The 6018-nt window shown below is 50.3% G+C and carries 8 protein-coding genes and 1 pseudogene; 3 read left to right on the top strand and 6 right to left on the bottom strand.

The window, feature by feature from the left end; genetic code table 11:
• From P3C52_RS20720 to P3C52_RS20700, 5 genes and pseudogenes are all read right to left on the bottom strand, one after another.
• Window positions 1–719, bottom strand: a pseudogene (locus P3C52_RS20720) (hypothetical protein); the annotation flags it as partial.
• A complete protein-coding gene (locus P3C52_RS20715) occupies window positions 709–1434 on the bottom strand; it encodes a type-F conjugative transfer system secretin TraK (protein ID WP_275556750.1) in 726 nt (241 codons plus the stop codon). The pseudogene P3C52_RS20720 and the gene P3C52_RS20715, both read right to left, overlap by 11 nt.
• On the bottom strand, window positions 1427–1999 hold the full coding sequence (locus tag P3C52_RS20710; RefSeq protein ID WP_275556749.1) for a TraE/TraK family type IV conjugative transfer system protein: 573 nt from the start codon (window positions 1997–1999) through the stop codon (window positions 1427–1429). Before P3C52_RS20710 ends, P3C52_RS20715 begins: the two co-directional genes overlap by 8 nt.
• A gap of 73 nt (window positions 2000–2072) precedes the next feature.
• Complete coding sequence (gene traL / locus P3C52_RS20705; protein WP_275556748.1) at window positions 2073–2312, bottom strand: type IV conjugative transfer system protein TraL; 240 nt, start codon at window positions 2310–2312, stop codon at window positions 2073–2075.
• 9 nt (window positions 2313–2321) lie between these two features.
• The gene (locus P3C52_RS20700) at window positions 2322–2585 is read right to left on the bottom strand and encodes a type IV conjugative transfer system pilin TraA (protein WP_275556747.1); all 264 of its coding nucleotides are present in this window, start codon (window positions 2583–2585) and stop codon (window positions 2322–2324) included.
• Window positions 2586–2932: 347 nt separating this feature from the next.
• Here P3C52_RS20700 and P3C52_RS20695 point away from each other — a divergent pair, with 347 nt between their 5' ends.
• The gene (locus P3C52_RS20695; protein ID WP_275556746.1) at window positions 2933–4261 is read left to right on the top strand and encodes a hypothetical protein; all 1329 of its coding nucleotides are present in this window, start codon (window positions 2933–2935) and stop codon (window positions 4259–4261) included.
• A gap of 45 nt (window positions 4262–4306) precedes the next feature.
• Here P3C52_RS20695 and P3C52_RS20690 read toward each other — a convergent pair whose 3' ends face one another.
• A complete protein-coding gene (locus P3C52_RS20690; RefSeq protein ID WP_275556745.1) occupies window positions 4307–4708 on the bottom strand; it encodes a hypothetical protein in 402 nt (133 codons plus the stop codon).
• A gap of 415 nt (window positions 4709–5123) precedes the next feature.
• On the opposite strand from P3C52_RS20690, the gene P3C52_RS20685 reads away from it, so the two are divergent.
• Window positions 5124–5624 (top strand): lytic transglycosylase domain-containing protein, encoded by a 501-nt coding sequence (locus tag P3C52_RS20685; protein WP_275556744.1) that lies wholly within the window; start codon window positions 5124–5126, stop codon window positions 5622–5624.
• A gap of 157 nt (window positions 5625–5781) precedes the next feature.
• Window positions 5782–6018 (top strand): hypothetical protein (locus tag P3C52_RS20680; RefSeq protein WP_275556743.1); only part of this gene is annotated, 237 nt, incomplete at its 3' end.

The following is a 6018-nucleotide window of genomic DNA, read 5'->3' as shown; positions in this document are numbered from 1 at the left end:
GCTGCCGTCACGAAGCAGTTATCCAGCTGCACCATTTTGTTGTTGCCCGGCATGTGCGCCCTGCCCTTGAGCTTGAACTGCATCGGCACCAGGTTGTTCTCGCCGCGCACCGAGGCGTTGGCGTCAGCCCCCTCGATCACGATGGCGTCAGAAAAGGTACCGGTCGGCACCCAGAACGAGGTGTCTTTGGTTTTTGGCTCAAACTGCGAATAGTCGAACGTCTGGTTATCGATTTGCCCCGTCTGCACCGGCGCGGGCGCAAAAGAGTATTCCGTGCGGGGCGGTGTGTAACCGGCTGCCTGCGCCGGTTGTCCGGCAGGTGGTGACTTATGCTGGTTCTGCTGATTTTTCAGCTGCTCCATCAGGTCGCTCACGTTCTGCTGCAGCGACTTGTTGTTGTTCATCACATCCGACATCTGGTCCTTCAGTGATTTAAAGTCTTTCTGCATAGCGGAAAGCTGCTCGCGCGCCTCCTTCTCACGGTTCTGCGCGGTGACCAGCAGCGAGCCCTGTGCGGAACCGTCAAACGTATTCACCACGCCGCCACCGGTCAGGTCCGGCTCGGCAGCAGCTTTATCTGGCTTATCTGCTTTATTTACTGTATGGCCGGATACGCCCCGGTTGGCCATGTACAGGCCGCCAATGATGACTGCAGCGGCGGCCAGGATGATGGCAAACAGCCGGCGCTGCTTGCTGCGAACCAGCGTATTAAGGTTCATCCGGGCCTCCTTTGGTGCGGAACACGGTGATCACCGAAACCTTTGCTCCCGGCTCCAGCACATCGAGCTGCGGATGGAACGCCACGGCCATGACGCCCGGGCTCCAGAAGTAGCGCTCGCTCAGGCGAATGCGCTGTGAGGAAAGGCTGGTAATGTCAGTGCGCACAATGCGCACCCGGTCGCCCTGCCATGCGGTCACCGGGCGCAGCGCAAAGGCGCTTTCCACCGCCCCGCTCACCGGCACGTCGGTATTTTTGCTGAACACGTAGCCCGCCGGCTTACGGTTGGTAATGAAGCGCCCGACCAGCCCGCTGATGAGCGCGCTGTAGGTATCCTGCTTCTGCTCATACTCCCGCGCCTCTTCCGTACCCCGCACCTCGCGGTTATTCACTGTCAGGCTTAAGCCTGCGCGTTTGCCCGGCGTGGCCTGTACCGAGAAGGCAAAGCCGGACGCGGTCTGCACGAACATGGTGAACGGCTTGTCGGTCACGGTAGAGAACACAATCGCGCCTTCCGGCGTGGGTGATTTGGCGCTCAGCACCCCCTGAGCCGCCTGCACGCTGAGGATACGGTCATCGTTCACACGCAGGTAGTTCGGGTTGGTGTTGCTCACGGCCGCGTTCACGCGGGCGCCGGGATTAAGCGTCAGCTGTTCGGCGCGGGCGCCAAAAACGGTCAGCAGCGCCACGGCGCTGATTAGCAGGGATTTACGCATCAGGAACCTCCAGGAAAGCGCTCCAGCAGAGACGGTTATTACGGGTGTCGGTGCGCAGGCGGTAGTGCTTCTTCACCGGCTTACCGTCATGCAGTCCGTAGCTCAGCTGCAGATCGCCTGACACATCGACGATGCCCTTATCCGGCCAGACGCTGATGTCTTTGGGATAGAACACCGAGCCGCCGCTGTTGCCTTTCACGCGTGAGGCTTCATCGGTCAGGACACCTTTAAGTGATTTCTCCGCGCCGTCGCAGGCGCCCGCCAGTAACATTTCGTGACTGGCATCTGCGTTGCTGTCGGAGATATTGAGGCGCAGATTCAGCCACGCCAGCGCCATCAGGCGCAGATATCGGGCGTCGCCACGCTCACCGGTAAAGCTGAACGGTGTGTCCGCGCCATAGGGAATGACAATCGTCTGTCGGTTATTAACGAGCTGATTCATCAGCGCCCGGTTATCGCCGTAAATGCGCCAGCAGAGTGTGAGCGCGAGGATCGTGATAACGAGCAGCACCAGAATAGCCACGGCCATATTGCGGTTTCCCGCCGAACGCAGCTTTAATTCCATGTTGTCTCCGGAGGGGGTCAGGCGACCCAGTGCCGTTTGTAGCTGTCAGGCAGGATGCTGATAAAGAAGCGCATCACTGAGGTGGGCACCACCAGTACGCAAGGTTGAGAAGATACTGAGAACCGCGGCCTTTCTTGAGATGACGAATTCCAACCACGGCGGCCAAGAGCGTGGGGCCGAAAATCCACATGTTGAGGAAAACTGCCAGCAGTGCCAGTGGCACATACAGGCAGAACTCATCAGGTGGCAGCCCCACGAACCGCTTTTGCTCGGAAAACGTAGCCGCAAAGGTATACCGGTCACGTTTATCCATTAGCGTGCGTTAAGAAGGAATGATGCCGAAGGCAACGTTGATGAACACCATGACCGCTGCGATACCACCAAACATGGCCAGGTTCTTGGTTTTCACATAGGTAAACACGGCAGCGATAATCTCGAGAATATACAGGATCCATACAACTGTACTTCCCGATCCAAACGTATCGTTAATCGTAGTTTTCCCGTTTGCGAAAAGGTCTTCAGCGTGGGCCGGCATAGCAGCCGCGGCCAGGATCGCCATTCCGGTGAAGAGAGCTGGCTTGTTCACTTTTTTCCACGCTACCGCCCCTGCCTTGCGGCAGTAATTTACACACGAAGAGAGTGCCCTTCATAGGATTTTTCCTCAGTTAGAGATATAATGATGAGTTGGATAAACTATCTTTTGTCACTGTTCGCTTTGCCTTAAGTCAAATTACTGGTTTGCCGTTTACGCCTCCTTTACATATTTGTGGTATCGCAGCAGAAACTTACGTTTTCCTGACGGGTTGACGTTTTTTTACGCTTCCGGATCGCATACTTCAATTTAAGTTATTGATCTTACTGATCAAATTCACTTGCCGTTAAGGCGAGAAATTTTACTCATCCCGCTAACTAAATGAATGGAAAATAAAAAATATGGCTGAAACTGCCGATTTGGTTCTTCTTGTCGCGGATACTGCGGGCTTTGCGACTGAAATTTTTAGGACAAATCATGAGGAAGCCTTAAGTAAGTTACTTAAAGAGGCGCTTTTCCATTACAAGCGGGACCCGGGCTGGTTTGAAGTGACAGTCAGGGGCAACCGCTTTTATGCCTGTCAGCTTGTCACGATCCCCCTGCTCGTCTTTATTAAAAAACGCGTCCCCGCCAGGCAACTGCAGGCAGCAGCAGAGCGAACACTTGCACAAATGAGTGTTTATTCAGACAGCGCAGACCCGGATGCCTGGATAATGATAAATGCGAATTTTCTCTCCCCTCTTCCCCGTCCCTGCGTAAACCTCTGGCAGGCACGTAAATTAAAAAACTGGCTGGAAAAGGCGATATTTACTGAACCGGGTGAATACGAGATACCGGAAAAAAAAACTGCGCCGGTCGGGGTAAAAAAAGCCGCTGAGGCTGTTAATGAAAATGCGTCTGCAGTGCAGAATAAAAGAAAAAAAGGACCCGACGCAGAGAAAATTATGGAGCGCGTTATGCTTGGCTGGCGCGTCAGCGAAATATGCAAAGAGCAGAACTGTTCTGAATCGTATGTTTATAAACTGATAAAAAAACGCAAGGGCAACTCCGCAATGGATTACCGCTGGAAGCAGTGGGAGCTGATAGCGGGTATGTATCATGCAGAGCCAAAGATGACAGTAGAAGAAATAGAGAAAGCCTGCGGAGTATCCCGTGCGGTAATCTATCATGCCGTAAAAAAAATAGCCGATCGTGACGGAAAAGAAATTACGCCCCGGGAGCGGGAGAAAAAACTGACACAGGAAGACGTGGAAGCGATAAAAAACAAATTAAGCACGGGCGTACTCAGAAAACATATTCTGGATGAATACAACATCACGACAGATACACTTATTAAGTACATCGGCAGACGTGCAGACCACAGGGTTATACCGGAGGAATTAAAAGAATATGCGGTCAGGCTGCGTGTACAGGGAAAAACACTGCAACAAACCGCCGCTATACTGGGTGTGACGGTGGCGACGGTTAAAAGAGCATGGAGTAAAAAGAAAGACTCACCTGAAATAAAGGAAAAGCGCGTCAAATATGATAACCGCAACGTGCTTTCAAAACGCGACCGCGATCAGGCTGTGAATGCTGTTTTACGTGACGGACACACACGCAAGCAGATTTATACGCAGTACGGGATTAATGCGCTTACGTTGCGTCGTTATATTCGAGAAGCACAGAGAAAAGAAACGGAGTTATTGAGAGAGAAGGGCAAGGATTCGGGACAGAATGATGACAACTGAAAGAATAAGCCTGATACGTTCCGACGCATATCAGGCTTATGGTAGCTACTTAAAGTATTCAAGTAATTTACCGGCAACCCTTTCCTTCATTTCTTTAGGCCAGTCTGGATCAAGTAACGTTTCATTTTTTATTACTTTTGACTGATCAATCGTTTCTTTCATAATTCCAAAAATAGCATCTATGATAAAGCCATTCATTAGTGCATTTTTAGCGATGAGTTCCAGTTTCTGATCCAGTGTTTTCTCTGAAGCGTCCTTATTAATTTTATTCTCATGCACCCTTAGACCGAGCTTGAACATTTCCATGACAAAGGATGACCGGTTAGCAGTATCCCGGGACTCACCATCTTCCAGCATTTTTTCTACATGCGCATCAACTTTCTCCAAAAGTGAAAAAGGTACAGTGAGATAAACGCGGTTTCTTTTTGATGAATTTTCGTCATTCATGCTTATACCAGCCTCTTTAATTCAGTTACTTTCTGGAATCACTCATCGGATGAGCAATGATAACTCCCAAACAAGCTGATGAGAGTATGTTTTTTGGATGCTACCAGGCCACCATACAGCCACCATATGGAAAACACAAGGCAGCCAATGGGCATTTATAAGTGGCACTTGTTCTTTAACACGCTGTTTATAATACATTTGCTATTAAGCACCCAATAAGTTGCCAGTAAGCAAACCACTGGCAACCTTCAGGCAACCACAGGAAAGGCGTTTTTTTACACAAATTTCAACTAAGTTGCTGATATTAAAAAGTTAATAATGCAAAAATAAATTTGCGAGTGGTGTGTAAAATCCCACTTCTTATGATATTATTGAGTTAATAAGCAACCCTGAACTTTTCAAATCAGGAGCCGCTATGCGTATATTCATACACGCTGCAGCCCTGCTGGCCACAGGTATTTTCTCAGTCAGCGTGAATGCGGACTGTTTTATTAAAGCCGGCAAATGGTATTCCATCGATCCGGATTACCTGCGTGCTATTGCCTGGCAGGAATCCCGCTACAATCCTGCTGCCATAAATACGAACAGAACTAAAGACGGAAAGCCCGGCAGCAGCGATTACGGCATCATGCAGATTAATTCGGTGACCATGCGCGGGTTACAGAAAGAATACCCCGACCTCAGTAAAGAAAAGCTTCTCAGTGATCCGTGCCTGAATATCTACATTGGCGGCATGCTGCTGCGCCGTAACTTTAATCAGTACGGCACAACATGGCTGGCAGTGGGAATGTATAATGCAGGAATGAAAAACATTCCGGTGACGATAAAGAACCGATATAACTACGCGATGATCATCGACGGACATTACAAGGCCATCAAGGCAGGTAAAATCCCCCGCAAGGCATTCAAAGACTAAACGGAATTTGATTAAGCTAAGTCTCGCACCTCATTTTTATTTTCCAGAGACATCTTATTTCAACGGCATTGGCATAGACCGCGCAAAGAATTAACCGTTCCCGGTTCAATGCCGGGCACGGTTAATATGAGTAACGCTCCTGATTTTTTACCGCACCGTGCAGGAAGATTTTGCACCGGTTTTTTATTTATTCGTCACCGGTTCAATACCGGCGACGGATAACAGGCCAAAAAAAGGGAGCCATCCGGCCCCCTGCTGTTTATGCTTTCATTTCAGAAAGCATTCTGTTTATTTCACCGTGAACGCCCTGACTGTGCCAGAAGCAATCCCGGCCGATCCGGTACAGCTCGCCCGATTTAAATCGGGCCAGCGTAATTTTCTCACCCTCCAGGCT

Source organism: Mixta sp. Marseille-Q2659 (assembly GCF_940807255.1).
In the GTDB taxonomy this organism is placed as follows: domain Bacteria; phylum Pseudomonadota; class Gammaproteobacteria; order Enterobacterales; family Enterobacteriaceae; genus Mixta.
The sequence above is the reverse complement of the archived record's forward strand: the minus strand, read 5'-3'. Positions and strand labels throughout refer to the sequence as shown.